General features: G+C 65.5%; 26 protein-coding genes and 1 pseudogene. 15 read left to right on the forward strand and 12 right to left on the reverse strand.

The window, feature by feature from the left end; translation table 11 throughout:
• Positions 1 to 425: 425 nt before the first annotated feature.
• On the reverse strand, positions 426 to 1,349 hold the full coding sequence (locus AC1DN9_RS00115) for a LysR family transcriptional regulator (RefSeq protein ID WP_478096141.1): 924 nt from the start codon (positions 1,347 to 1,349) through the stop codon (positions 426 to 428).
• A gap of 152 nt (positions 1,350 to 1,501) precedes the next feature.
• Here AC1DN9_RS00115 and AC1DN9_RS00120 point away from each other — a divergent pair, with 152 nt between their 5' ends.
• Positions 1,502 to 2,065, forward strand: a complete 564-nt coding sequence (locus AC1DN9_RS00120) for a hypothetical protein (protein ID WP_478096142.1) — start codon at positions 1,502 to 1,504, stop codon at positions 2,063 to 2,065.
• A gap of 17 nt (positions 2,066 to 2,082) precedes the next feature.
• Here the strand turns inward: AC1DN9_RS00120 and AC1DN9_RS00125 are convergent, their stop codons facing one another.
• Complete coding sequence (locus AC1DN9_RS00125; RefSeq protein ID WP_478096143.1) at positions 2,083 to 2,832, reverse strand: helix-turn-helix transcriptional regulator; 750 nt, start codon at positions 2,830 to 2,832, stop codon at positions 2,083 to 2,085.
• 140 nt (positions 2,833 to 2,972) lie between these two features.
• Between AC1DN9_RS00125 and AC1DN9_RS00130 the strand changes: the two genes are divergently transcribed.
• The 6 genes from AC1DN9_RS00130 (at position 2,973) to AC1DN9_RS00155 (ending at position 8,616) form a co-directional block, all read left to right on the forward strand.
• Complete coding sequence (locus tag AC1DN9_RS00130; RefSeq protein ID WP_478096145.1) at positions 2,973 to 4,073, forward strand: aminotransferase class V-fold PLP-dependent enzyme; 1,101 nt, start codon at positions 2,973 to 2,975, stop codon at positions 4,071 to 4,073.
• Between the two features lie 36 nt (positions 4,074 to 4,109).
• A complete protein-coding gene (locus AC1DN9_RS00135; RefSeq protein ID WP_478096146.1) occupies positions 4,110 to 5,159 on the forward strand; it encodes an amino acid ABC transporter substrate-binding protein in 1,050 nt (349 codons plus the stop codon).
• Positions 5,160 to 5,169: 10 nt separating this feature from the next.
• Entirely contained in the window at positions 5,170 to 6,117 is a 948-nt protein-coding gene (locus AC1DN9_RS00140) for an ABC transporter permease subunit (protein WP_478096147.1), read from the forward strand.
• Positions 6,114 to 7,229: an amino acid ABC transporter permease gene (locus AC1DN9_RS00145; protein ID WP_478096148.1), complete on the forward strand. Its 1,116-nt coding sequence runs from the start codon at positions 6,114 to 6,116 to the stop codon at positions 7,227 to 7,229. Before AC1DN9_RS00140 ends, AC1DN9_RS00145 begins: the two co-directional genes overlap by 4 nt.
• Positions 7,230 to 7,236: 7 nt before the next feature.
• On the forward strand, positions 7,237 to 7,995 hold the full coding sequence (locus tag AC1DN9_RS00150) for an amino acid ABC transporter ATP-binding protein (protein WP_478096150.1): 759 nt from the start codon (positions 7,237 to 7,239) through the stop codon (positions 7,993 to 7,995).
• Positions 7,996 to 8,169: 174 nt separating this feature from the next.
• The gene (locus AC1DN9_RS00155) at positions 8,170 to 8,616 is read left to right on the forward strand and encodes a response regulator transcription factor (protein ID WP_478096151.1); all 447 of its coding nucleotides are present in this window, start codon (positions 8,170 to 8,172) and stop codon (positions 8,614 to 8,616) included.
• On the opposite strand, the pseudogene AC1DN9_RS00160 reads toward AC1DN9_RS00155, so the two are convergent.
• From AC1DN9_RS00160 to AC1DN9_RS00170, 3 genes and pseudogenes are all read right to left on the reverse strand, one after another.
• Positions 8,572 to 9,108: pseudogene (locus tag AC1DN9_RS00160) on the reverse strand (MMPL family transporter); the annotation flags it as partial. The gene AC1DN9_RS00155 and the pseudogene AC1DN9_RS00160 overlap by 45 nt on opposite strands.
• A gap of 263 nt (positions 9,109 to 9,371) precedes the next feature.
• Positions 9,372 to 9,749, reverse strand: a complete 378-nt coding sequence (locus AC1DN9_RS00165) for a response regulator transcription factor (RefSeq protein ID WP_478096152.1) — start codon at positions 9,747 to 9,749, stop codon at positions 9,372 to 9,374.
• A gap of 44 nt (positions 9,750 to 9,793) precedes the next feature.
• Entirely contained in the window at positions 9,794 to 10,459 is a 666-nt protein-coding gene (locus AC1DN9_RS00170; protein ID WP_478096154.1) for a response regulator transcription factor, read from the reverse strand.
• Positions 10,460 to 10,819: 360 nt separating this feature from the next.
• Here AC1DN9_RS00170 and AC1DN9_RS00175 point away from each other — a divergent pair, with 360 nt between their 5' ends.
• The gene (locus tag AC1DN9_RS00175; RefSeq protein ID WP_478096155.1) at positions 10,820 to 12,289 is read left to right on the forward strand and encodes a DUF1254 domain-containing protein; all 1,470 of its coding nucleotides are present in this window, start codon (positions 10,820 to 10,822) and stop codon (positions 12,287 to 12,289) included.
• A gap of 15 nt (positions 12,290 to 12,304) precedes the next feature.
• Here AC1DN9_RS00175 and AC1DN9_RS00180 read toward each other — a convergent pair whose 3' ends face one another.
• The 4 genes from AC1DN9_RS00180 to AC1DN9_RS00195 all read right to left on the reverse strand — a co-directional run bounded on the left by AC1DN9_RS00180 (position 12,305) and on the right by AC1DN9_RS00195 (position 16,691).
• The gene (locus tag AC1DN9_RS00180; protein ID WP_478096157.1) at positions 12,305 to 14,137 is read right to left on the reverse strand and encodes a PAS domain-containing sensor histidine kinase; all 1,833 of its coding nucleotides are present in this window, start codon (positions 14,135 to 14,137) and stop codon (positions 12,305 to 12,307) included.
• Between the two features lie 282 nt (positions 14,138 to 14,419).
• Positions 14,420 to 14,971 (reverse strand): hypothetical protein, encoded by a 552-nt coding sequence (locus AC1DN9_RS00185; protein WP_478096158.1) that lies wholly within the window; start codon positions 14,969 to 14,971, stop codon positions 14,420 to 14,422.
• Between the two features lie 56 nt (positions 14,972 to 15,027).
• Positions 15,028 to 15,402: a cupin domain-containing protein gene (locus tag AC1DN9_RS00190; RefSeq protein WP_478096159.1), complete on the reverse strand. Its 375-nt coding sequence runs from the start codon at positions 15,400 to 15,402 to the stop codon at positions 15,028 to 15,030.
• 104 nt (positions 15,403 to 15,506) lie between these two features.
• Positions 15,507 to 16,691, reverse strand: a complete 1,185-nt coding sequence (locus AC1DN9_RS00195) for a M20 aminoacylase family protein (RefSeq protein ID WP_478096161.1) — start codon at positions 16,689 to 16,691, stop codon at positions 15,507 to 15,509.
• 117 nt (positions 16,692 to 16,808) lie between these two features.
• On the opposite strand from AC1DN9_RS00195, the gene AC1DN9_RS00200 reads away from it, so the two are divergent.
• The 6 genes from AC1DN9_RS00200 (at position 16,809) to AC1DN9_RS00225 (ending at position 22,911) form a co-directional block, all read left to right on the forward strand.
• Complete coding sequence (locus AC1DN9_RS00200) at positions 16,809 to 18,413, forward strand: ABC transporter substrate-binding protein (protein WP_478096163.1); 1,605 nt, start codon at positions 16,809 to 16,811, stop codon at positions 18,411 to 18,413.
• A gap of 10 nt (positions 18,414 to 18,423) precedes the next feature.
• The gene (locus AC1DN9_RS00205) at positions 18,424 to 19,401 is read left to right on the forward strand and encodes an ABC transporter permease (RefSeq protein WP_478096165.1); all 978 of its coding nucleotides are present in this window, start codon (positions 18,424 to 18,426) and stop codon (positions 19,399 to 19,401) included.
• A complete protein-coding gene (locus AC1DN9_RS00210; RefSeq protein WP_478096167.1) occupies positions 19,398 to 20,282 on the forward strand; it encodes an ABC transporter permease in 885 nt (294 codons plus the stop codon). Before AC1DN9_RS00205 ends, AC1DN9_RS00210 begins: the two co-directional genes overlap by 4 nt.
• An 82-nt stretch (positions 20,283 to 20,364) precedes the next feature.
• A complete protein-coding gene (locus AC1DN9_RS00215; protein ID WP_478096168.1) occupies positions 20,365 to 21,378 on the forward strand; it encodes an ABC transporter ATP-binding protein in 1,014 nt (337 codons plus the stop codon).
• Positions 21,375 to 22,208, forward strand: a complete 834-nt coding sequence (locus tag AC1DN9_RS00220) for an ATP-binding cassette domain-containing protein (RefSeq protein ID WP_478096169.1) — start codon at positions 21,375 to 21,377, stop codon at positions 22,206 to 22,208. Before AC1DN9_RS00215 ends, AC1DN9_RS00220 begins: the two co-directional genes overlap by 4 nt.
• Before the next feature lie 7 nt (positions 22,209 to 22,215).
• Entirely contained in the window at positions 22,216 to 22,911 is a 696-nt protein-coding gene (locus tag AC1DN9_RS00225) for a phosphoribosyltransferase (RefSeq protein WP_478096171.1), read from the forward strand.
• Here AC1DN9_RS00225 and AC1DN9_RS00230 read toward each other — a convergent pair whose 3' ends face one another.
• On the reverse strand, positions 22,912 to 23,844 hold the full coding sequence (locus AC1DN9_RS00230) for a nucleoside hydrolase (RefSeq protein ID WP_478096172.1): 933 nt from the start codon (positions 23,842 to 23,844) through the stop codon (positions 22,912 to 22,914).
• Positions 23,845 to 23,987: 143 nt separating this feature from the next.
• Here AC1DN9_RS00230 and AC1DN9_RS00235 point away from each other — a divergent pair, with 143 nt between their 5' ends.
• Complete coding sequence (locus AC1DN9_RS00235) at positions 23,988 to 24,719, forward strand: oxygen-binding di-iron domain-containing protein (RefSeq protein ID WP_478096173.1); 732 nt, start codon at positions 23,988 to 23,990, stop codon at positions 24,717 to 24,719.
• 20 nt (positions 24,720 to 24,739) lie between these two features.
• Here the strand turns inward: AC1DN9_RS00235 and AC1DN9_RS00240 are convergent, their stop codons facing one another.
• Positions 24,740 to 25,084, reverse strand: a complete 345-nt coding sequence (locus AC1DN9_RS00240) for an ATP-binding protein (RefSeq protein WP_478096175.1) — start codon at positions 25,082 to 25,084, stop codon at positions 24,740 to 24,742.
• A gap of 80 nt (positions 25,085 to 25,164) precedes the next feature.
• Positions 25,165 to 26,253, reverse strand: a complete 1,089-nt coding sequence (locus AC1DN9_RS00245; protein ID WP_478096176.1) for a lipocalin family protein — start codon at positions 26,251 to 26,253, stop codon at positions 25,165 to 25,167.
• Positions 26,254 to 26,429: the final 176 nt, after the last annotated feature.

Here is a 26,429-nt window from a genome sequence, read left to right on the forward strand (position 1 = left end):
CCGGACTCCTTCCAAGAGGCGCAAATGACACAAGAATTCCAAGGCGCAGTGTTGATGCTGATTGCAATGACAACGGCTGGATGGGTCGCCCCGTGCGCTGCTCAGGACTGGCCGACGCGTCCCGCGGATCTCGCGAGTGTCTCTGGCACAGCGCCAAGCGGGTCGCCCGGTGCTGTCGACTTTGGTCCGGCGTTGTCCGGCAACGGTGCCGGGAGCGCGATCAGTGCTGTTGGCCTTGCGTCGCCGCTCGCTCCTTCAGGTGCAGGGGTGGGCACTCAGAGTGGGGCCGCGACCATCACCCTCGGCGGTAGTCCCAGCGGTACGACGGCAATCGGTATCCAAATGGGCGGCAATGGCGGTGGACTGGGCTGGCGAGAAAGCCTGGGTATAGGGCGGCGATGACCCGACGCGCAGCGAAACGATCGTCAAGGCGCACCTTTGACCCGTCGCGATTCCGTGATGTCTGCGCAAGCATCCCTCACGCGGCCGCGCAGCCATCGATGCGCAAGATCGCCGTCCATTCGCGGGTGCCAAAGCAATGACACAGCGACCTCCGGTCCGGAGAATGGGAGCGGAAAACTGTGCAGCCCTCCGCGCAGGCCTGCGGTGTGGCGCTCGGGAACACTTGCGATCAAGTCAGAGGCCCGCGCCAGTGCCAATGCCGTCGAGAAGCCGCCGACGACGGTCGCGATTTCCCGTTCGAGGCCGAATGGCTTCAGTGCCTCGTCGATCGGGCCCTTGTCGAATCCGCGCCGCGATACGAGAACGTGCCTTCCAGCCGCGTAGCGTTCCGGTGTGATCTCTCCATGGCACAGCGGATGCCCGAAGTGCACGACGCCAATGAAGCGATCCCTGAACAACGCCTGCACACGCACTTCGGGGCTTGTCGTCTCACCGATGACGCCGGTCTCCAGTTGAACAGTGCCGTCCCGAAGGGAGGTGCTCTCCTTGTCGGTCTTCTGCACGAAACGCAGGCGCACACCGGGCGCTTCCTCAGCGACCCGCTCGAGAAGGCCGGGGCCGAAGGTCTCGACGAAGCCTTCGCTGGTCCGCAGCGTGAACGTCCGGACGAGCTCCTTGAGATTCAGCGCCTCGGCAGGGCGCAGGACCGCCTCGGCATCCTGAACAAGGCGACTCACGCGCTCGCGCAATTCGAGCGCGCGGGGTGTGGGCACCAAGCCGCGTCCGGCCCGGACCAGCAGCGGGTCTCCCGTCGTTTCCCGTAGTCGCGCGAGCGCGCGACTCATCGCCGATGAACTCAGCCGCAAGCGCCGGGCCGCGCGCGCGACGCTGCCTTCGGCAAGCAGGACATCCAGGGTGACAAGCAGATTCAGGTCGGGCGCGGACATGCCCGGACCCTAGCACCAACTGCCATGACATGGCGTCAGACGCACGAATAAGTTGCAACCGCTGCGTCTTCCGCTATTTCAGGCGAAGTTCTATCGTTCCCCTCACGTGCTCGAACAGTTTTTCGTTCGAGCTGAAACCGAAGGAATCAAGCATGGCCACCCATACGTTGGAAGCATCGATCGAAGGGATCAAGTCGGTCTGGGGACCTCTCGGCGACGAGGTGATTGCCGGTTGTCGCCGGCACTTGGAGAACCTCCTCCAGGCGCCCGGCACGGAGGAGTGGTTGGCGGCGTTGCATCGGGAAGCTCAGGCCAACAAGGAGTTGTATCGGGACGCGACGCACGGATTCGTGCTCCTGGCGCACACGGAGTACGCAGGGCTCTACAGGCCGCCGCACGACCACGGCCGAGGATGGGTCATGTACGCGATTCAACACGGTGAAATCGAGATGACAACCTATGGCCGCGTGGTGAACCCGGACGGCAGCGTTCGACTGGTGAGACGTGATTCGAGCGTGATGCGACCGGGACAAGTCCAGGTGTATCTGCCAGGCGATATCCATGACACGCGGTGCATGACGGAGCGCGCGCTCCTGTTCCGCTTCACGGAGCGAGACTTGAAGAAGGAGGACAAGGAGGAACACCGCGTAGCGAGGTTCGTGGAGCGGGACGGCGTCTGGACGTTCGGGACGCCATGCTCGGCGTTGCCGTGTTGACTGCTGCATCTCCGGACTCAGCCTCTTCCTCCACGACCATTCACCCCAGTCGTCTCGCCCCGGCGCGCCTTCACGCCATCCAGGTAGTTGTAGATGGTGAAGCGGGTCACGCCAAGGGCAGCAGCGGCGCGTTCGACACCGCCGCGGACCATGAAGAGTCCCCGCTCGAGCATCATCTCGACGGCCGCCGTCTTCTCCTCCTTGTCCATTTTCTGCACGGGCTTGCCATAGCGGCGCACCGCGCTGGAGATGATGTCGAGCATCAACGCCTCGGTGTCGAGCACTTCGACCTTGGGCTCTTTCTCGGTGTCGTTCCTCGAGGGCAACATGCGCGCGAGCAGCGCCCGCGCAGTCTCGATACTGTGAAAGTCCGCGTTCAGGCACAGGGCGGCAAAGGTGTGGCCCAGCGAATCGCGGAACATCGCCGTGGCAGACACGAGCGAGCGACCGTCGCGCGCAAAGGTCGGATAGGGAAACACCGACACGTGCTCGGCCGGCTGCGCCAGCGCCTTGCCATTGGCCAGGATGGCCAGGGCCTTGTCGTTGCCCGGCCCGGCCAGCACCGGGCTGCCGGGCCCGCGCCCGGTGACATGGCCGTTGGCAATGCGCAGCACCGAGCATTCGGGCCGAGTCAGGTCGTGCAGCACCACCTCGATGTGATCGCCCACCATGGCGCCCAGCATAGGCACGACAGTGCCGAGTGCGGACAGGATCACCTCGCGCTCACGCTGCACCTCGGGCGGAAGTCTGGGCGCGCGCTTGCTCATCCCTCGAAGTTCTCCATGCGGTCTTTTCTTTCCCTGGATTGGCTTGACACCCGTGGTGCTCGCATTTAAATTGCATCTTAAACAGCTTGTTGATTCGTTTCAACTAAATATCAACCCATATCAACCCATATCAACCCAGTATGGCGCCCATCTCAGTCGTCGACTCGAGCGCTCGAATACGCGAGTTCTTTCCCTATGTCGCGCAGCGCGTCTACCTCGACACGGCCGCCGCGGGACTCTGCTGGAAGGGCCACGGCGCGGCCGTGGCGCGCTTCTACGAAGACGTGAAGAGCCGCGGCTACGACGCGCGACCCGAGTGGTGGGCCAGGACGAACAAGGTTCGCGCGCGGCTTGCGCAGTGGCTGGGCGTGACACCGACAGACATCACCTTCGTCTCCAACACCACCGAGGGGCTCAACCTGGCGGCGAACAGCATCGAGTTCCGCGCCGGCGACCGCATCGTGTGCGCACAGGACGAGTTCCCCTCCGTCATCCGCATCTGGAAGGCCGCCGAGCGCGAGGGGGCCGAGGTGATGCACGTGCCCATCCCGCGCGAGGATGAGCGGCAGGCCCGCCTGATGGACGCGGTGAGCGCCGGCACGCGCGTGCTCGTCGTCTCGCACACGCATTCGAGCACCGGCACCACGTTGGATCTGGCAGCGCTTGGCCGGCACTGCCGCGAGCGCGGTGCGCTGCTCATGGTAGACGGCATCCAGGCCCTGGGCGCGGTGCCCACCCACCTGGCCGATGTCGACATCTACGCATCGTCCTTCTTCAAGTGGATGCTTTCCGGCTTCGGCTTCGGCATCCTGGTGACTTCGCCGCGCGCCCGCGAGGCCATGGCACCGGCCTGGCAGGGCTACGCCAACATGGACGATGCGCGGCAGCTGCAGTACGCGCACGTCAACACGCCCGCACTGTACGGACTCGACGCGACGCTGGACCTGCTCGAGGAAATCGGCTGGAACACCATCCATGCGCGCGTGCGGGCGCTGGGCGACCAGCTCATCGCCGAGTCCGATCGGCTTGGCCTTTCCCTCGTCACCCCGCGTGCGCAGCGCGCGGGCATCTTCGTCTTTCGCGCGCCGGACGGCGAAGCGGCGCGGCTGCGCCTGGCCGAGCGAAACATCAGCGTCTCCGCGCGTGGCGAGGGCGTGCGTGTCTCGCCCCATTTCTACAACAGCAGCCAGGACATCGAGCAATGCGCTGCCGCACTGGCAGAAGTGCTCGCGGCCTCCTGAACCAGCATCGCCTTCGACATCTCGAGGAGTCTCACCATGCCCCACCCGCACGCCCGCCGCCTTGCACTGGCCAGCCTGCTGCTCACCGCCGGCCACGTTGCCTTCGCGCAGGCAGCAGCGGCTCCAGCGCCGGCGCCGGCGTCTTCGCCCACGCTGGCAGCGGTCAAGGCGCGCGGCGTACTCAACTGCGGCGTGATCGGAAGCTCGCCCAACTTCTCGCTGCCCGACAGCACCGGCGTCATGCGCGGCCTGGATGCGGACCTGTGCCGCGCCACGGCCGCCGCGGTACTGGGCGATGCGAACAAGGTGAAGTTCATCAACCTCACGCCGGCCCAGCGCCTGGTGGCAGTTCAGTCGGGCGAGGTGGATCTGTCCTTCTCGCAAATCACCTGGACGCTGGCGCGCGAATCCAAGTCGGGCGTGCAGTTCACAGGGACCTATTTCTTCGACACCTACGGCGTCATGGTGCCCAACGCGCTGAAGGTGGCAAGCACCACCAAGCTCAACGGCGCCAGCATCTGCATGATCACCGGTCCCGGCGAGACCAACGCCGCCGAGTATTTCGGCAAGATCAAGGTGCGCTACAAGCCGGTACCGTTCTCAGAGGGCGAGCAGATGCGCAAGGCCTTCCTGGCAAAGCGCTGCGACGCCATCTTCCACAGCCTGTCGGCCCTCGCCACCTTCAAGGGCACGCTGGGCGCACAGGCGGCCGACTACCAGCTGCTGCCCGAGACGCACGCCCGCGAGCCGCTGGCGGGCGTGGTGCGCAAGGGCGACGACCGCTGGTTCGATATCGTGCGCTACACGCTCAACGCCATGATCAACGCCGAGGAGCTCGGCGTGACTTCCAAGAACCTGAAGACCTTCGCCACCTCCGCCGACCCCGACGTGAAGCGCCTGCTGGGCACCGAAGGCGACCTGGGCCCGTCGATGGGCCTGGACAAGGAATGGGCGGCCAACGTCATTTCGCAAGTGGGCAACTACGGCGAGACCTTCGACCGCGCCTTTGCTGCCAGCGGCATGCCGCGCGCGCAGAACCGGCTCGCCGAGAAGGGCGGCCTGCTCTACGCCGTACCGATGCGCTGAACCTGCCCGCATGAACCGTCCCGCGCCGCCGGTCCGCTGGAAGTGGAGCGCCGTCCTGCGACAAGCGGCCGCCTTTGCGGTGCTGGTGGGGCTGCTGGTGCTGATGTTCCGGGTGACGGGAGCCAACCTGCATGCCCGCGGCGTGCACACCGGCTTCGACTTCCTGGGCAAACCCGCGATCACCCCGGTGTTCAATTCGCCGCTCGAATTCGAGCCCGGCGTCGACACCTTTGCCACGGCCTTCGTGGCCGGCGCGCTCAACACACTCAAGCTCACCGCTTCATCCATCGTGCTGGCCAGCAGCCTCGGCCTGCTGGTGGGGCTGGGCGCGCTGGCGCACAACCCGCTCGCTCGCTCTCTGGCCAGGGCTTACGTGGAGCTGATGCGAAACATTCCGGTGCTGCTGCACATCGCCTTCTGGTATGGCCTGCTGCTGGAGCTGCCGCCGGCATCGGACAGCGCGGGCTCGCTGCTGCTGGCCAGCAACCGCGGCATCTTCCTGCTGCCCACGGTGGACGGCCTGGACGTGCACGGCGTGGTCTCCATGTCGCCCGAGTTCGCGGCACTGCTCGTCGGCATCTCGCTCTACACCGCGGCCTTCATCGCGGAGATCGTGCGGGCCGCTGTCGGCGCCCTGCCCCGCGGCCAATGGGAAGCCGCCTCGGCGCTGGGCCTGTCACGCGCCGCCACGCTGCGCCGCGTGCTGGGGCCGCAGGCGTTGCGGGTGGGCCTGCCGCCGCTCGCCAGCGAATACATCGGCATCTTCAAGAACAGCACGCTGGCCGTAGCCATCGGCTACCAGGACTTCATGGCAGTGAGCGAGACCATGCTCACCGACACCGGCCAAGCCGTGGAGATCATGGCCATCGTCATGCTGTTCTACGCCTGCGTGAGCCTGTTGGTGAGCGCAGCGATGCACGCGTTCGAGCAGCGCCAGCGCCGATGGGGGCTCGCTTGACCCGGTACGTGGCCAGCACCCGCATCGAGGCTGCGCCGCCGCCCGCGGCGCGGCGCGACTGGATGCACCGCATGAAGGCGAGGCTCTTTCCGACGCCGGCCACCGGCGCCGTCACGCTGGTGCTGGCCGCCTTGTTCCTTGCGTTCTTCTGGAAGCTCATGGACTGGGGCCTGCTCCACGCGGTGTTCAACACCCACGGCCGGGGCCCCGATGCCTGCCGCGTGACGGGCGCCGGCGCCTGCTGGGCGGTCATCGGCGAGAAATTCCGGCTCATCGTCTTCGGCATCTATCCCTATGCCCAGCAGTGGCGCGCGGCGCTGGCGATGGCGATCCTGGTGGTGATGTACGTGCTCTCCACACGGCGCACCTGGTGGAACCAGCGCCTGGCCTTCGCCTGGGCCGTGGCGCTCGCCGGCTTCGGCACGTTGATGTGGGGCGGCATCCTCGGCATGCCCTTCGTGCCCGACGACCAATGGGGCGGCCTGGCAGTCACGCTGATCCTGGCAACCCTTGGCCTGGCGGCGGGGTTTCCGCTGGCGGTGGCATTGGCATTGCTGCGTCATTCCAGCCGTCCCGGAGTCGGCAAGGCGCTGGCCGTGGCCTACATCGAGATCGCGCGCAGCGTGCCGCTGCTGGCGGTGTTGTTCCTGGCCAGCGTGATGATCCCGCTCTTCCTGCCGCAGGGCACTGACCTGTCCAAGCTGTTTCGCGTGTTCGTGGCCTTCTCCCTTTTCACCGCGGCCTATCTGGCCGAGGTGATCCGCGGGGGGCTGCAAGTGGTGCCGCGCGGCCAGTACGAGGCGGCGGCGGCGCTGGGCCTGAGCCGGCGTGTGACCACCTTGCGGGTGGTCCTGCCGCAAGCGCTCACCGCCGTGCTGCCGGCGCTCGTCAACGTGTTCATCGCCTTCTTCAAGGCCACCTCGATCGTGGTGATCGTGGGCATCTTCGACCTGATGACGGCCGCCAAGCGCGCCATTGCCGATGCGCAGTGGCAGGGTTTCGGCACGGAGATCTACCTCTTCGTCGGTGCCATCTACTTCGTCTTCTGCTTTGCGATGTCCCGCTACAGCGCCCGCCTGCATGCCTCGCTCGATGCGGGGCGGCACCACTGAAACTGCCATGTCCTTGACGCTGCCTTCCATGCCCCCCATCGTGCGCGCCGACGCACTCAACAAGTGGTATGGCGACTACCACGCGCTGCGCGAAATCAGCCTGGAGGTTGGCGAGCGCGAGCGCATCGTGATCTGCGGCCCCTCGGGCTCCGGCAAGTCTTCGCTCATTCGCTGCTTCAACGGCCTGGAGGGCTTCGACACCGGTCGACTCCAGGTCTGCGGCGTGAGCATCGGTCCGGCCTCGGGTGATCTGGCGACGGTGCGCCAGCAAGTCGGCATGGTGTTCCAGCAGTTCAATCTGTTCCCGCATATGACGGTGCTCGAAAACTGCACGCTGGCGCCGACGTCCACACGCCGAATGGGCGCGCGCGAGGCAAACGACGTCGCCATGCAATTGCTGACGCGCGTGCGTGTTGCCGAACATGCGCACAAATACCCCGCGCAACTCTCCGGCGGACAACAGCAGCGCGTGGCCATTGCCCGAGCCCTGTGCATGCGGCCCCGCCTCATGCTTTTCGACGAGCCCACCTCGGCGCTCGACCCGGAGATGGTGAAAGAAGTGCTCGACACCATGATCAATCTGGCGGGCGAAGGCATGTCGATGGTGTGCGTCACCCACGAAATGGGCTTCGCACACCAGGTCGCCGACCGCGTCGTCTTCATGGACGCCGGACAGATTCTCGAAGTGGCAACGCCTGCCGAATTCTTCGCTGCACCGAAGCACGAGCGAGCCCAGGCCTTTCTGGGCGACGTTCTTCGCCACTGACCGCACCTTCCCCTTCGGGCAGTAGACAGCGAACGCCCTGCAAGTCCACAGTGCGGATGGGACTCGCGCGCGCTTGAGCTTGAGGAAGCGACGGACCACGCGTAGCTTCCGGAGGAACGCTCAATGACGCAACGAAGAACCTTCCAAGACACCTGCGACTCCACCGATCACTAGATGCTCCCCGCCGGCACCGTCTTTGTTGTCGATGACGACGCCGCCTGCCGCGATTCCATCCGCGAACTCGTCAGCTCTGCCGGTCTGTCAGCAGAGACCTTCACATCCGCGTCGGAATTCCTCGCCGCCTTTGATCCATCGCGACCCGGATGCCTGGTGCTCGATCTGCGCATGCCCCGCATGGACGGGCTCGCGCTGCAGGAGCATCTGACCGAGATCGGTGCGCGCATTCCCATCGTCTTCATCAGCGGCCACAGTGACATCGCGACGGCCGTCCGCGCGATCAAGAACGATGCCGTGGACTTCGTGCAGAAGCCCTACCACGGCTCACGACTGCTCGACGCTGTCCTCGAGGGCCTGCGCCGTGACGCAACGCGGCGCTCGCCTGCGGCGGCGGCTCGGCTACCCGGCATGCTCCGCGGGGGCGAAAGATCGGACGGAGCCTGAGGGTTCGATGGTCGTCCGCCGTTCGACGGGCAGGGTGCGCCTCATGTGGGCGTCGTTGAGCAGGAAGCGGGACAGCGCCGGGATCAGCACGAGCGCGCCGACCATGTTCCACAGGAACATGAAAGTCAGCAGGATGCCCATGTCGGCCTGGAACTTGATCGGCGAGAAGGCCCAGGTGATCACGCCCGCGGCCAGCGTCACGCCCACGAGCGCAATCACGCGGCCGGTGAAGAGCAGCGCATCGCTGTAGGCCTGTGCCAGGCTCAGGCCGCGCCGCTGCCCGGCCAGCTGAACGCTCAGAAGGTACAGCGCGTAGTCGACGCCGATGCCCACGCCGAGCACGATCACCGGCAGGGTCGCGACCTTCACGCCGATGCCCAGCAGCACCATCAGCGCCTCGCACAGGATCGAGGTGATGACCAGCGGGATCACCGCCACGACCACCGCCCGCCAGGAACGGAAGGTCAGGAAGCACAGTGCGATGACCGCGGAAGGATCTCGTTGACCATCGTCACCTTGAGCTGGTCTGCAACTGCGTGATCTGTGCCTGGTCGCTGCTCAACTCGCCGCTGAGCTGCTTGCTGAGCGCAGCGTAGGTATCGGCCTTCTGCACTTCAGTGTTGTAGGTTTGCTTGGTGACGCAACCTGCGGCCAGCGCCGCGGCACAGCACCAGACTGAACTTGATTGACTTCATGTTTTCTCCACTCGTCGTTGAACAAACTTGAACAGGCCGCGGCGCCCAATCGTTGCCGCTCTATCTGGAGCCAGCCGCTCGGCGGATGGCCTCGATCACATCGGCACCGGTATCGTTCTTGCGGAAGTAGGCCGCGCAGCCGACGGCTTGCGCCGCGGCGCGCGTTTCCGGGTCGTCGTGCGCGGTGATGAAAATGAATGGCGCGTGTCCGCCTTCCGCGACCAGGCGCTGGGCCAGTTCGATGCCCGACATCCCCCCTAACTGGACATCGAACACCAGGCAGTCGAACCGGGGCCGCTTCGCATCCGCGAGGAACGCTTCTGCCGAGTCATAGGTGATCGACTGCATGCCCGACGCGCGCAGCAGCCTGCCAAGCGATCGGCAAAGGCTTTCGTCGTCATCGACGAGGGCGACATGGATGGGGATGACGGTGCTCATCGGAGGAGGTCCACATGAACTCTGGGCGCCTCCGAGCCCGTTGTCTACTGCCCCTTGGGGAAGGTCGGCGAGGCCGCCGTCAAGACACCCGCCTCCTGCGACAGCCTCGTGAGCGCCGTGACGGACCCTACCCCCAGTTTCGTCATGATCGCCGCGCGGTGCAGTTTCACCGTGCGTTCGTTGATTCCCAGATCGCCGGCAATCTGCTTGTTGAGCCGGCCCCGAAGGACGTGGGAGAGTACCTCGAACTCCCGCTCCGACAGTGCGCTGAAGCGCTCCTCCAGCTCGCGTTGGCGAACCCTCGCCGCGCGCTCGTGCCCGTCCCGCGCCAGAGCGCGCCGTACCGCGTCGAGCAGTTCCTCCTTGGGGGCTCGTTTTTCCAGAAAGTCCTCCGCCCCGCCGCGCATCGCACGCACGGTCGAAGCGATGTCGCCATGTCCGGTCAGAAAGAGGATCGGCAGCGGGTTGCGCGTCATGGCGAGCGCCGATTGCAGATCGAGCCCGTTCAAACCGGGCATCTGCAAATCCGCCACCACGCAACCCCGAGCGTCGTTGTCGCACTGAGCAAGAAACTCACTCGCGGACAGGAAGGTCTTCACGGTGAATCCACTGACGAGCAGCAATCGGGACGTGGCTGTGAGAAACGACACGTCGTCGTCGACGATGTAGACGGTGGGTTCGGTGGGTTCGGTGGGTTCGGTGATGTTCATGCTGCGGCGAGTTCCATCGAATCGTTCGAGCTTACTGCGCCGCCGACAAAGCTTCCTGCTTCCGAGATCGACACGATTGCCACCTACTTCCCTAAAGGGAAGGTGTGCGCAGGCGCCGTTCTCACTATCCTCGGCACCGAATCGCATGGCGCAAGCCGTCGAGCAACGAGCGGATCAACGCACCCGCGATCCGGGCCTGCGGCGTGTACTACACCGTCGTGCCGGCGCCTTACTGATGAACGACTGCCCCCTTCAACACTGCCCCTTAGGGCAATTGCCAGCCCATCGGGGCCGGTGTCATCATCGCGCGGACCGCTCCAGCGGTGCACGCATCACGATCTGCAACGCACGAGGGTAAACATGAAAGCGGAACTTTTGAAACGGCTCACGGTACTCGCCGGGGCGATCATCCTGACGGTCGGCTGCGCCAGCAAAGTCGATCCGATCAGCCAGGGGGAGAAGGCCGATGCTGCCAAAGGCGTGGCCGCGCCCAGCATTGCGGAGACCAAGGCGATCGCCGAAGAGGCCTTCATCTACGGTCTTCCGATCGTGATGAACTATGCAGTGATGTATGAGTTCGCCGTGGATTCGAAGTCCAGCCAGTTCAAGGCGCCTTTCAACAAGATCAACAACCAGCACCGCGTCTTCACCTACGAGGACACGGCGGTCGTCACGCCCAACAGCGACACGCCCTATTCCGTGGTCTGGCTGGACCTGCGCGCAGAGCCGATGGTGATTTCGGTCCCCGCCGTGGACAAGCGGCGCTACTACTCCGTGCAGCTGATCGACGGCAATACCTACAACTACGGCTACATCGGCAGCCGCGCCACCGGCAGCGCGCCGGGCAACTACATGGTGGTCGGCCCGGATTGGAAGGGCGAGACGCCTCCCGGCATCAAGAAGGTCTTCACCTCGACGACGCCGTTCTCGCTCGCCCTCATCCGCACCCAGCTCTTCAATCCCAAGGACATCTCGAACGTCGAGAAGGTGCAGGCGGGCTACAAGGCGCAGCCGCTTTCGGCGTTTCTCAAACGACCCGCGCCGCCGGCCGCACCGGCCATCAATTTCCTACCGGCCACCACTGCCGGGATCAAGCAGAACTACTTCGAGTATCTGGACGCGGCGCTTCAGTACGTGCCGCCCACCCCGGAAGACAAGGACCTGCGGGCCAGGCTCTCGCGCATCGGCATCGGGCCGGGCAAGACCTTCGAGTTCAAGGATCTTTCGCTCGAGCACAAGGCCGCCGTTCTGCTGGCCATGAAGGAAGGCGACGAAAAGGTCGACAAGTTCGCAGCCAGCGGGGTGAAGAACATCAATGGCTGGAGCATCGGTTCGTTCTTTGGCGATCGTGCCTTCTACAAGGGCGACTGGCTGATGCGCGCTGCCGCTGCCAAGTCCGGCATCTACGGCAACGACGCCGCTGAAGCGACGTATCCCTTCACCCGCGTGTCGGCGACCGGTGAGACCATCGACGCCAGCAAACACAACTACACGATCACCTTCCCCGCCGGGCAGCTGCCACCTGTCAACGCCTTCTGGTCGGTGACGATGTACGACGGCAAGAGCCAACTCTTGATCAAGAATCCGATCAACCGCTACCTCATCAACTCGCCGATGGTGTCGGCGATGAAGAAGAATGCCGACGGCTCGCTCACGCTCTACATCCAGAAGGACTCGCCCGGCAAGGCGCTCGAAGCCAACTGGCTGCCTGCGCCGAACGGCACCGTCTACCTCGTAATGCGCCTGTACTGGCCCAAGGAGTCGCCGCCTTCGATCCTGCCGGCCGGTGCAGGAACGTGGAAGCCGCCGGGAATCGTTGCGTCGAAGTAGCGGTTCCACTGCGCTTCACGCGCACCCGCCGGCCAGTGAGACCGGCAGCGTCAAGCGCAAGCTGGCGCCGCCAGCTTCAAGGTTCTCGGCCCACAACCGCCCTCCGTGTGCCTCGACCAGTGTGCGAGAGATCGACAGGCCCATGCCCATCCCGGTCGGCTTGGTGGTGAAGAACGACCCGAAGATTTGCTCGAACCGCTCCTTTGGAATACCGGAACCACTGTCGATGACGGCGATCTCGACCGTCTCGCCGCCGCGACGCATCGCGGTGACCACAATGCTGCGCACCTTGTGTGCCGCCTCGTCGATTGCGTCCATGCCGTTGGAGATGAGGTTGAGCAGCACCTGCTGCAGATGGACTCGATCGCCAAGCACTGGCGGCAGACGGTTTGCAACTTGCAAGACCACGCTGATGCGTCGCGCCGCGGCGTCGGGACGGACCAATGCCGTGACATCCTCCAGAAGGTCGTGCACGTCCAGCGGTATGACCTCGACCTCGTGGCGCCGCAGCATCGAGCGCATGCGATCGATGACGGCACCCGCCCGCTGGTCATCGGCGAGGATGTCGTCGACGATCGCGCGGATTTCATCGAGGTCCGCGTGACCGGATTGCAACATGAGTGTTGCGGCTTCGGCATTGCGCAGGATGGCGCCGAGCGGCTGATTGATTTCGTGAGCCAGAGCGGCAGCCAGCTGACCCATCACGGACAAGCGGCCCGCGTGAGCGATCTCATGCCGCAGACGCGACATTTCCTGCTCGGCTTCCTTGCGTGCGGTGATGTCGCTGCAGGCGCCCCGACTGCGAATGGCGCGCTGGCGTGCGAACTCGAATTGCCCCTGCGCCGAGATCCACCGCGTGCTGCCGTCTGAACCGCAGATGCGAAACTCCGTCTGATAGTGGCCAGCGCTGTCCCCTCCCGCCGCTTCGGAGAATGCCGAACGAACCATGTCCTGGTCGTCGGCATGCACCTTCAACAGCAACGACTCCAGGTTGATCTGCTCGCTCGACGAAAAGCCGAACAGTTGCCGAGTCCTCGGGCTCGCCCAGAAGGTACCGCACGCGATATCACGCATCCAGAGGCCCAGGTTCGCGGCCTGCGTGGCGAGCGTCATGCGCTCCTCGCTTTCGCGCAACTCGCGCAGCAGTTTCGCCGCGTGACGTACGTTGCGGCTCAGTTCGTAGGCCATCGCAAACACGATGCCCAAGGAAAACAAGCTGACCGTGATGGGCATCTCGACAAAGCCCCAGAACACCAGCACCGCCTGAACAACACCACCCAAAGCGAAGAAGCAGGTCGTGCCGCCGATGGTGAGCGCTGCAGTCCTGTCGCCGCGGCGCCACGCCGAGAGGCTGGCATCCACGACAAGAATCGCAAGCAGCCCCATCGCCAACTGGCCAACCAGCATCCACGGATTGGGCGTCCCGACGGCGATCGAAACGTTCTCACCCAGGAACGGAATGGCACGCAGCGTCGAGATCTCTCTGAAGTTCAGTGACCGACCGGTCAAGAAGTTGGGCAGCAACGTGAAGGTCCGCAGGACGATGACTGTCCACCCCAACCAGGCGCGACCGCTTTTGAAATAGGTGCGCAGGAAGCCGACCAGCGACACGGTGGCGAGCCAGACCGCCACCTGTCCCACGCGATTCGCGATGGCATACGCTTCCGGCGTCTGCGCCTTCATGATGACGAGTTCGCAGAAGGCAAGTGCAGCGGTCGCCGCGGCCAGGACCGAAAAGAACAAACTCGGCCAGGCTGCCCGGTCCTTCACCCATACCGGCAAATGCACGGCAGTCAGCATGAGGCATGCGGACCCGACCATGGCCCAGATAATGGTGACCCAACTCATGACAGCTCCATTCGGTGACCCAGTCCAATTCTCACCTGGGCTCGCCTTGGGCCGCTGACGGTGGCATCGGCCTGGCCTATAGTTGCGTGAGAGCGCGGCCATCCCTGGGAAGCCACTGAAGATGTTCGCCGCGTTCCCACATTTAGCAGGAGGTCCTGATGCGCCGCTTGTTTGCCAACCGGTTGGCCCTTGCCACGGGGATCGTGGTCGTGTTGATGTCGGCGGTCTTTGCGCTGGTGCGTGTGCTTTGAACGTTGCGACGGGCGCGGCGGTTTCGCCGGCTCATCCCTTCGTTCCGCGCGCGGCGATGCCGACCCTCAGGGTCGTGCCGTGCTTCAGGCTTTCTTGATTCTGGTCTTGGTCCTGGTCGTCGTCGCTTTCGTCCTGACTGCACGCGTTCATCAAGGGGCCAGGGCACTCCGAACGAAACTGCACGAATCCCAAAGTGCTGCCGACCACCGTCAGGCCCAGAAACAACACCCATGCCGCCGCAGACGGCCAGCGGCGTGCGCCCCATCGGCGCCTGAAATGCTTCTGCAACCTGTCGGGGGCGGTGGTTTCGCCCTCCAGTTCCTCGAGGTAGCCCCCGAGCACCGCGATATGCCTGCGGATGGCCAGCGCCTTCAGGCTTCCGTACACCGCAATGGTGACGGGGAGCAGCCACACGAGTCCGGCAAAGCCGACCAGGACCTCGGCGTTGATCGCCACCCATGCAAAGACGGCGAAAGCGCCGACGACGCATGAACGCTCGAGCAGGGCCAGTTCCGCCATGCATCTCGTCGCTTCGTTGTGAAGCGCTGCGTACTCTTCCTTCTGAAATGTTGGTTCGGTCATGGCGTCCTCCTCCTGTTTGCCGATATCGCGCGTCGCCAGCGACCGCGAGAGCGCCGCTACCGATTCCTGGAATTCTTGATTGTCTTCGCAGGCCGCACGTACGGTTCGACCAAGTCTTGCTCCGCCGGATGATTCCTTGCGACGACGGCGCGGGCAGGATCGGTCGCACTCAGATTGATGGCCTCGTGCGGCACTCCAGGCGGCACGAAGAGGAAGTCGCCGGCCTGGCTGACGACTTCGTTTTCGAGTTCGGCACCCCACCGCGTGCAGACCGTCCCCTCCAGCACGTAGATGCCCGTCTCGTAGCCCACATGGACATGGGGCTCCGCACGGGCGCCGGGCGGGATGACGACCAAGTGCATGGATAAGCCCGACGCGTTCACCGTCTGGCCGGAAATGCCGACGAAGTAGGGAAGTCGCTGCTTCGTCATGACTTCTCGGTCGGGACGAAGGCCTTGGACTGCAGGTGTGCTCGGGTTCATGGCGATGCGTGCTCCACTCGGGTTGATCTGTGGGCGGCTGGGCTGACAGCCGCTCAACGCAGGTAGGCCTGCACCAGCGCGACCCAGTAGCTCGCGGTGCTGGGCAGGATCTCGTCGTTGAAGTCGTAGCCGGTGTTGTGCACCATGCAGCCCGGACCGCTCCCCGCCTTGCCGTCGCCATTGCCGACGATGAAGTAGCTGCCCGGCACCGCGTTCAGCATGAATGCGAAATCGTCGCTGGCCTGCAAGGGCGCCATGTCGGGGATCAGCGCCTTTTCGCCCATGGATTCGACGGCCACCTGGCGCGCGAAGGCAGTGGCGGCATCGTCGTTCACGCAGGGCGGCATCTTCCACTGGTAGTCCACCGTCGCGCTGGCGCCATGCACGGCGGCCTGGGCCTGCGCCATCGCGATGATGCGGTCGCGCAGGAATGCGCGCACTTCCGGTTTTCGCGCCCGGATCGACAGCTTGAGTTCGGCACTCGTGGGAATCACGTTGGGCGCCTTGCCGGCGCTCATCGCGCCCACTGTGACGACCGCCATGTCGTTGGGGTCGACCTCGCGCGACACCAGCGTCTGCAGCGCGAGGACCAGGTGCGCCGCGACCATGATCGGATCGACCGTGGTGTGCGGCATCGCGCCGTGTCCGCCCTTGCCTTCGATGGTGATGACGGCGGTGTCCGACGAGCTGTAGATCACGCCCGGCAGGAAGCCGAACTGCCCCGCCGGAAAGCCGGGCTCGTTGTGATACGCGTACACCATGTCGCACGGAAAGCGCTCGAAGAGGCCCTCCTCGACCATCTTCTTCGCGCCCATCAAGCCTTCCTCGGCCGGCTGGAAGATGAGGTTGAGCGTGCCGTTGAACGCCTTCGTGACCCCCAGCAACTGCGCCGCGGCGAGCAGGGTGGCCGTGTGCCCGTCGTGCCCGCAGGCGTGCATGGCGCCGGGCTTGCGGCTGGCCCATGAGAGGTTGGTGGTCTCGGTCATCGGCAGCGCATCCATGTCGGCGCGCAGCCCCAGCCGCCTGGCGCCATCGCCGGCCTTGAGCGTGCCGACCACCCCGGTACCGCCAAGGCCGCGATGCACCGAGTAGCCCCATCGCGCGAGACGCTCGGCCACCAGGTCACTGGTCTGGAACTCCTCGTAGCCGAGTTCGGGGTTTGCGTGGATCCGGCGCCGCAGCCCGACCATCTCCTCGGTCGAGGCCTGGATGCCGGGATGGATGGGAACTGAAATCATCGGGAGGCCGCCTTCAAAGCACTGGCTTCGCATTTTCCACGCCAATAATGGGGCCTGCCGCGATGGCCTCGATATTGCTTCCAGAAGCGGCTGCCTCCGAAGGCCTCACCTCCGACGATGACTCACCACTTCCAGAACCCCACCCTCCCCTTCCTGACCCGGCGCCAACTGACCCTCGGCGCGCTTGCCGCGGCCGGCGGCCTCGCCACCACGCGCTACGGCCGTGCCGCCACCGGCAAGGGCACCGCCGTGCTCGCCATCGACGCCGATCCGCCGACGCTGAACCTCGGCACGACCACCGACTTCGCGGCCGGCGACGTCTCGGCCAAGATCCTGGAAGGCCTGGTGTGGCTCGACCCGCAATACAACCCCAAGCCCTCGCTCGCCACCGCGTGGACGATCTCACCCGACGGAAAGACGTACCGCTTCACACTGCGCCCCGGCGTGAAATGGCATGACGGCAAGGACTTCACGAGCGCCGACGTCAAGTACACCTTGACCGAAGTCGTGGGCAAGCTGCATCCGCGCGCGGCCCCGGTGTTCAAGACCCTCGGCATCGAGGTCGACACGCCCGACGCCCTGACCGTCGTAGTCAGGCTCCAGAAGCCCTATGCGCCCCTGCTGTCGCAGATGACGGTGTTCGACGCGCCGATGCTGCCTCGCCATCTCTATGAAGGCAGCAACATCGGCACCAACCCGGCCAACCAGAAGCCGGTGGGCACCGGTCCTTTCAAGTTCGGCGAATGGAAGCGCGGAGCCAGCATCAAGCTCGTGCGCAACGACCAGTACTGGGATGGCGACAAGCCCTTTCTCGAATCGATCATCTTCCAGGTGATCCCGCAGGCGGCCAACCGCGTGCCCGCATTGCAGACGGGCGAGATCGACGAGCTGCTCGACTTCTACACGCCCAAGCCCGAAGTCCCGCGCATCCTGGCGGACAAGAACCTGGCGCCGCGCCGCGGCGTGAACATCCCGGCGGTCTACTTCCTGATGTTCAACACGCAGTCGCCGCTGTTCTCGAAGCTGGAGGCGCGCCATGCGGCCGCCTTGGCGATCGATCGGCAACGGCTCGTCAAGCAGGCCATGAACGGCATTGCGCGGCCGGGCGCGGGCGCCTTCGGCGACGGCTTCAAGTGGCTCTTCAACGACGACGTGAGCTATGCGAAGAAGTACCCGCTCGATCCGGCACGCGCCAAGGCCCTGTTCGAAAAGGCCGGCGTCAAATCCGGCAGCACGACGGTGCGCATGCCCTTCGACGCGAGCCGTGCGCAGATGCGCGCGCAGTCGCAGATCATCCAGGACAACCTGCGCCAGATCGGCATCGAAGTGAAGCTCGAACCGCTGGAGCGCTCGGTGTACTACGACCGGGTGTTTGCCAAGCGCGACTACGACATGATGCTGGGCTCGTACTTCTCGGCCGGCGATCCGGCCATCGGCTACACGCGCCTGTACAACACCTACACCGGCACCTCGCCCAACACCAACGCCAGCGGCTATTCGAATCCGAAGGTCGACGACCTGCTGGGCCGCGCCGCCACAGCCACGGATCGCGACCTCCGCGCCAAGCTCTACAAGGAATTGCAGGTGATCCTCAACGAGGACCTTCCGACGCTGGTGTTGTTCGATGAGGAGACCGTCGACACGGCGAGCAAGAAGCTCACCGGCGTTTTCCCCGCGCTCGATGCACGCGACCAGTGGGCCGGCGTGCGACGCACGGACTAACCGGCATTCAATGTCTTCTTTCATCCTGCGGCGCCTGCTGCACGCGATTCCGCTGCTGCTCGCGGTGGTGGTGCTCAACTTCCTGCTGATCGCCTTCACACCGGGCGATCCGATCACGCTGCTGGTGGGCGACTTTCCCGCGCCGCCCGAATACCTCGATCAGATGCGCCGCGAGTTCGGGCTCGACCAGCCGGTATGGATCCAGCTGCTGCGCTATCTGGGCAAGGTGGTCCAGGGCGACTTCGGCTATTCGTTCGCCAACCAGCAGCCGGTGGCGACGCTGATTCTCGAACGGCTGGGCGCCACGCTGGAACTCACCATGACCGCGCTCGCGTTCGCGAGTGTGCTCGGGATCGTCTTCGGCGTCGTCGCGGCCCGTTCGGCCGCACGCTCGGGTCGCGGGCTGGTCGACTCGGCGATCCAGGGTGTTTCGTCGGCGGGCTATTCGATTCCGGATTTCTGGCTCGGCCAGTTGTTGATTCTCGTGTTCGCGATCTGGCTCAGATGGCTTCCTTCGCAAGGCAACAACCCCGTGCGCGGCACGCTCCCCGGCTTCGATGGCTTCGTGCAGCACCTGTCCTACCTGGTGCTGCCGGCCTTCGCGTTGTCGCTGCGCTACCTCACGCTGATCACGCGCATCACGCGCGCCGCAATGCTCGAGGTGATGAATGCCGACTTCATCCTGGCTTCGCGTTCGCGCGGCGCGTCGGAATGGACGGTCGTCGTGGTGCATGCGCTTCGCAATGCCGCGGCACCGGTGCTGACCGTCATTGGCTACAACGTCGGCTTCGTGCTCGCGGGTTCGGCATTGATCGAAGCGGTGTTTGCATGGCCCGGCATCGGGCGGCTGCTCTATGAATCGATCTCCAAGCGCGACTATCCGGTGATGCTGGCGATTCTGCTGATGGTGTCGGTCACGGTGGTGATTGCGAACCTGGTCACCGACATCATTCACCGACTGATCGATCCGCGGATCGAACGCTCATGACCGACGCAACGCTGACGCCGATCACGATCCCTCCAGTCGGCACGCCGTTTCGCAAGGCCGGCTTCTGGCGCCGCCTGCTCCGGCGGCCGACGACGCTGCTCGCGCTGGCCTTCCTCGCGCTGCTCTTCGCGCTGGCAGTCTTCGCGCCGCTGGTCACTGCCTACGACCCGCTCGGCGGCGGCGACAGCTCGCTCCTCGAACCGCTCTCGCCCGGCCATTGGCTCGGCACCGACGACCTGGGCCGCGACATCTGGGCGCGCGTGGTCTTCGGCACGCGCATCTCTCTCACTGTCGGCGTCCTGAGCGCGCTGTGCGCGGTCGTCGTCGGCGTCATCGTCGGCGCGCTGGCGGGCTACTTCGGCGGCTGGCTCGACACGCTGCTGATGCGCATTGCCGAGTTCTTCCAGACGCTGCCGCGCTTCGTGGTGGCGTTGATCGTGATTGCTCTTTTCGGCACCAGTGTGTTCAAGATGATCGTGGTGATCGCGGCGCTCTCGTGGCCGCAGCTTGCACGCGTGGTGCGGGCCTCGGTCGCAGCGCTCGCGCAATCGCAGTTCGTCGACGCGGCACGCGTGGCGGGCATGGGCCACGGCGCGATCATCCTGCGCGAGATATTGCCCAACGTGGCGGCGCCCATCATCGTGCTCGGCTCGCTCGACATCGCGATGGCGATCCTGATCGAGGCCAGCCTGAGCTTCTTCGGACTCGGCGATCCCAACCATGTATCGTGGGGCGCGATGCTCAACGACGCGCAGCAGTACCTGCGCAGCGCGTGGTGGATGTCGGCCTTTCCGGGGCTTGCGATCGCGCTCACGGTGCTGTCCTTCAACGTCTTCGGCGACGCGCTGAACGACGCGCTGAACCCGAGGGGGGCGAAATGAGCGCAGCGCCGGGCCGCCCCAAGCAAGCTCGCGCCCCCTCGGGGGGCAGCGAGGACACGAAGTGCCGAGCGTGGGGGCCGAGATGAACGCCGATCTGCTGCTCGACCTGCGCGGCCTGTCGGTCGACATCCGCCAAGGCGCGACTGCGCTGCGCGTGGTGAACGACCTTTCTCTTACAGTGCGCCGCGGCGAGGCGGTGGGCCTCGTTGGCGAATCGGGCTCGGGCAAGTCGATGACTGCCTTCGCGATCATGAATCTCTTCCCCTCGCCCCTGGCGCAGGTCGCAGCGGGGCATATCCTGCTCGAAGGCCAGGACCTCGCGCAGTTGAAGCCCGCCGAACTGCGAGCAGTGCGTGGCGCGCGCGTGGGCATGGTTTTCCAGGACCCGACGAGCTACCTCGATCCGCTGATGCCCGTCGGACGCCAGATCGCCGAGCCGTTGCGCGCGCACGGACGCACAGAGGGACTGGAGGCGCGCGTGCTCGAACTGCTCGACATGATGGAGCTGCCGAACGCCGTACGGGTCGCTCGCCAGTATCCGCACGAACTCTCCGGCGGCATGCGCCAGCGCATCCTGATCGCGACGGCCCTCGCGATGCGGCCCGCGCTGCTGATCGCCGACGAGCCGACGACGGCCCTCGACGTCACCGTGCAAGCGGGCATCCTGAAGCTGCTGATGCGGCTGCGCAAGGAACTCGATCTGGGCATCCTGCTGATCACCCACGACCTCGCGGTGGTGGCCGAGACGTGCCAACGGGTCAACGTGATGTACGCAGGCCAGGTGGTCGAATCGAATGATGTCGGACCGCTCTTCGCGGCGCCGCGTCACCCTTACACGCAGGGATTGCTTGGGAGCATCCTGAGCCCACAGTCGCGGGCGCATTCGCTGTTCTCGATTCCGGGCAGCGTACCGATCGCCGGCCATTGGCCGGACGGCTGCCGCTTTCATCCACGCTGCCCGATCGCCCGTGCCGGTGTCTGCGACAGCACCGCGCCGGCGCTGCGAGCCCACGGAACCGGCGCCGACCGCTGCCACCTGGCCGATGAATGGATCGCCGCCGACGCGTGGCAGCGCAACGAGGCCACGTCCCCATGAACACCGCCACGACCCCGCCGCTTCTCGAAGCCCGGGACCTGAGCCGGCTCTTTCCCGTGCGCGCGAGCGGGGGGTTGTTTCGCGCTCGGCAGATGCAACGCGCGGTGGACCGCGTGTCCCTGTCGATCCGTGCTGGTGAAGTCCTGGCCCTGGTCGGCGAAAGCGGCAGCGGCAAGACCACGCTCGGCCGCATGCTGCTGGGGCTCACCGCGCCGAGCGAGGGAACCATTCTCTACAAGGGCATGGACATTGCGACGCGCTCCGGCGAAGCGGCGCGCAGCTTTCGCCGCGAAGTCCAAGTGGTGTTCCAGGACACCGGCGGTTCGCTGAACCCACGGCGCACCATCGGCCAGAGCGTCGGGCTTCCGCTGACCTATCACCGCGGACTCGACCGGCGCGCCGCGTCGGCCGAGGTCGATGCGCTGCTCGACCAGGTCGGACTGCCGGCCGCGCACTTTCGCGACCGGCTTCCGCACGAACTCTCCGGCGGTCAGCGCCAGCGCGTGGGCATCGCGCGTGCGCTGGCATCGAATCCGGCGCTGATCATTGCCGACGAGCCTGTGTCTGCGCTCGACGTCTCGGTGCGCGCGCAGATTCTCAAGCTGATGTTCGACCTGCAGCGGGAAAGAAAGCTCTCCTACCTCTTCATCACGCACGACCTGGGCGTCGTGCGGGCCATGGCCGATCGCGTGATGGTGATGCACCAGGGCCGCGTGGTCGAAAGCGGCGATGCGGACGCGGTGCTGAACGCGCCGCGCGATCCCTACACCCAGCGGCTGCTGGCCGCCACGCCCGTTCCCGACCCGTCGCGCCAGCTCGAAGCGCAATGACCCGACGATGACCCGTCATTTCACCGAACCCACCACCGACCACTGGCAGCGCATCGTCGCGGCCGACGCGGTCGAACGGCCGGAAGCGCCCTGGCAGTTCGGCTACCCGGCACGCCTGCCGGACGGGCGCGTGCTCATGCTGCCGATCAGGCAGCTCGCGAACGAACCATCGCATGCCGTGGCTTCGCTGCTGGTCAATCACGCGTCGCTCGACGTGGTCGATACGCTGGGCGCCATGCTCGCGCAGCGCCTGTCTGCGGAGGCACCTGATCTGGTGATCGGCTTGCCCACACTGGGGCTCGCGCTGGCGCCCGTGGTCGCACGTGCACTGGGCCACACACGCTACGTGCCGATGGGCTACTCGCGAAAGTTCTGGTACGACGAGGCGCTGTCCACCCCGGTGCATTCGATCACCTCGCCGACACCGGGCAAGCGCATCTACCTCGACCCCAACCTCCGACCGCTGCTGGACGGCAAGCGCCTCGTGCTGGTCGACGACGCGATCAGCACCGGCACTACGCTTCTCGCGGCGTGGGACTTGATCGAGTCGCTCGGCGGCAACGTGGTGGCCTGCGGGGTCGCCATGCTGCAGGGCCGCCGCTGGCTCGACGCGCTCGGCGCAGAACGCGCCTCGCGGGTCGTCGGCGTGTTCGAGAGTCCCTTGCTGAAGGTCGTGCCGGACGGCTGGGTGCTGCGCGACTGATCAGCCCGCGGCGCGCGCCAGTGCGTCCAGCACCACGCGCCGCAGCAGAGGCTCGTCGGCCACGCAGGCTACCTGCGCGTTGGCCTTGGCGCGCTTCGGCACACGCCACTCGACCACCGTCATGCCGCGCGTGTGCTCGCCCTTGCATTCGGCCACCACGTACGCGGGCCTGAAGCTCATTCCTTCCGGCGCCACCAACGCGGCCGCGGCGGTCGGGTCGTAGAGCGACATCGGCAGCGCGCCGACAGGGCTCGCAATGCGCACGTAGCCGAGCAGCAGGTCGGCCAGCACGTCCGCCCTGTCGGAACCGAGCGCACGCAGCGCTTCCGCATCGCTTGCGTGCACGCGCACCTGCCGGCAGGCATCGAGACCGACCATGTGCAGCGTCACGCCTGCGTCGAGCACGACGTTGATCGCTTCCGGGTCGACCGCCGCATTGAATTCCGCCGCCGCCGTGTGGTTGCCCGGCCCTGCACTGCCGCCCATCCACATGAGCCGCCCGATGCGCGCTGCGAGGTCGGGGAGCGTCTGCAGCACGATCGCGATGTTGGTCAGCGGCCCCAGCGCGAGCAAGGTGGCCGGCTCAGCGGACGAGGCGAGATGGTCGATGAGCGCAGCCACCGCATCGGTCGATGCCAGTTCCGCGCGCGCCTTGGGCAGGCTGCGACCGGCGGAGGCCATGGCATCCGCCCCGAGGACGTACTGTGCCGTGACCAGTTCGCTGGCGATCGGCTTGGCGCTGCCTGCGTGGATCGGGAAGCCCCACCGGAAGAAAGCGCCCGAGCGCAACGCGTTGTCGATCACCACGTCGAGCGGCGCGTTGCCGGCGACGAGCGACATGCCGGCGACGCACCAAGGCGGCGTATGCGTGACTGTCAGCACGGCCGCGAGGTCGTCGAAGCCCATGTCGGTGTCGATCCAAATGCTGTTCATGGGGTGGGTCATAGGTTTGGGCTGACGCGTATTGTCCCTGCATCGCTCCCGATGGGGGCGGCTTCTCTGGCTCTTCAATTCGGAGTAAGGTTTGGCGCCCCGGCGACACCTGTCGCCGCCCCGTCGGCCTTTGGGAGACGCGCATGATCACGAATCCGCAATCCGGAACCAACGTGCAGGAAATTGCTTCGGGCATCTTCCGCATCAATACGCCGGTGCCGCTGCCCGACGGCAACCTGTTCAGTTTCAACCAATATCTCGTGGTCGACGACCAGCCGCTGCTTTTCCACACCGGGCTGCGCCAGCTTTTCCCGCTCGTGAGCGAGGCCGTCGCGAGCGTGATGCCTCTGGAACGTCTGCGTTATATCGGCCTGTCCCATGTCGAGGCGGACGAGTGCGGCGCGATGAACCTGTTTCTCGCCGCGGCGCCGGAGGCGGTGCCGCTGTGCGGCAGCCTCGCGGCGATGATCTCGATGGGCGATCTGGCCGATCGGCCGCCGCGCGCCCTCGCCAATGGCGAAGAACTGACGCTCGGGACCCACACCATCCGCTGGTTCGACACGCCCCATCTCCCGCATGGGTGGGAATGCGGCCTGATGATGGACACGCTCACGCGTACCTTCTTTTGCGGCGACCTCTTCACGCAGCCCGGCAACAGCGAGAAGGCGCTGATCGAGACCGACATCCTGGGCCCCAGCGAGGCGTTCCGGCACCAGATGGACTACTACGCGCATGCGCCGCAGACCGCCACGTTGCTGGCCGGACTCGCGAAGCAGGAACCCCGTACCTTCGCATGCATGCACGGCAGTGCGTGGCTGGGCGATGGCGCATCGCTGCTCCGCCAGCTTTCGGAGGCGTTGTCGGAGACAGCTTGATCACTGCCAACCGCGTGCAATCAGGGCGATGCGCCAGCCCTCTTCCGCATCGTGATCACATGAAAAGGGCACTTCACAGCGCAATCGCTGCAGCCCGTGCATTGATCTGCGTTGTGCAGCGTGGCGGCTTTTCTCCATTGCACGACTTCAAGGCTGAGCAGGTGGAGGTCGCACGCGGCGACGCACCATCCGCAGCCCGTGCAATGCGCGGTGTCGACCGCTGGCAGCCAACCCGGTCGAGCCGCGCTCGATGATGATGATGCGGCTGGAACGGCGGAAGCGCGGGCAGTGGCAGTCGAAGACATGGCGTGGGCGCGGAACGTCGCGCGATACAGGAACAAAGAGGCGGATCGTAGCGGTAGCATCCAAGCCTGTCGCGCGCCGTTCGGGCTGCGAGCGAGTTCTTTCGCTGAAGCTTCGCAGGCGCTCGCCTTTCACTTGCCCTTCATTTGCCCTTCGCCTGCTTGGCACTCAAGCGGTCATAGCCGCTCAGCTCGAGGAAACCCTGGCCGTCGAGGCTGCCCGTCACCTTCACGGGCCCTTCCCAATAGACATTCGCGGTCGTCCCGCCCGAATCGAATTCGCTGTTGGGCAGGAAGGGTTTCACGTTCAGGACGCCCGATGGAAGCTTGATGCCCCACTCGACCACGTAATTGATGTTCGTCTTCGGACTAGTCCACGTGGCGCCGGGCACCAGTTCGACCTCACCCGGCTTGATCGGCACGGACCCCTTTGCAGTCGAAATCGTGCCCGCGGTCATGACTTTCCGCTGGTCCATGTCGAAAAGCTCATAAAGCATCAGGTCGGATCCATCCGACAGGTGCAGCGCGAACCAGTTCCAGCCGAGCGACAGGACGTCGAATTCGCCCCACTGGTGATCGAACCACACCTCACCGCTCACCGGAAGCGACTTCCCTCCGACGGCAATGGTGCCTTGCGCCGAAAGTCGGGGGCGCGAATAGTAGTAGCTGATTCCGCTCTTGCCGAAATCGAGCACGCCCGGCGTCTCGGAGCCGGGCGCGCGATGTGCAACCGTCGGGCCGGAATCCTTCAAGTCGACCGCGATCGAGGCATCGTCGAAGCTGGCGCGCACCACTTGGGAGGCAGGCGACGACGTCGCCTGCCATCCCTCCTGCTTGAAGTCGAAACCGTTGGGGACGTTGGACCATGGGATGCCGGCGGTACGGGTCTGGCTGACGTAGCGTTTGCCAGTCTGAAGATCGGTCAGCGCCGCGTGCATGGCCGTGTGCTTGACCAGCCCGTTGGCGACGAAGACGACCATGTGAAACGCGTAGCGGGGGCCGTTCTTCGCGTCGAGGATGCCGTTGTAGTACCACCATTCCATCGCGGAGCCGTGGGGCGCGTCGTCGGCCGGCAAGTTGAGCGGCGGAAGTGCCGCCGTTCGCTCCATCGGCTTGCGGCTTGCCGGTCCGGAGGCTGCAGCTGCCATTGGCATCGGCTCGGTGTCCGAGAGATAGAACACGCCCGCGCCGATGGCGGCCCCGACAACCACCACGGTTGCGAAAAACACCATCAATCCCTTTCGCGAGCGCCTCCGACGGGAGCGCGAACTTCCCGAGGCGTAATGCCTGTGGCTGTGGCGCCGGGGAGCGGGGTCGTTGGCGTTCATGTTCAGGGCGTCCTTTCGTCTTGCGGCCTGTACTGGATCGGCGGACATCTTAGCGACGCACTGTGGAAAATCGTACTAGC

This window comes from Variovorax sp. 05L425, from assembly GCF_056397705.1.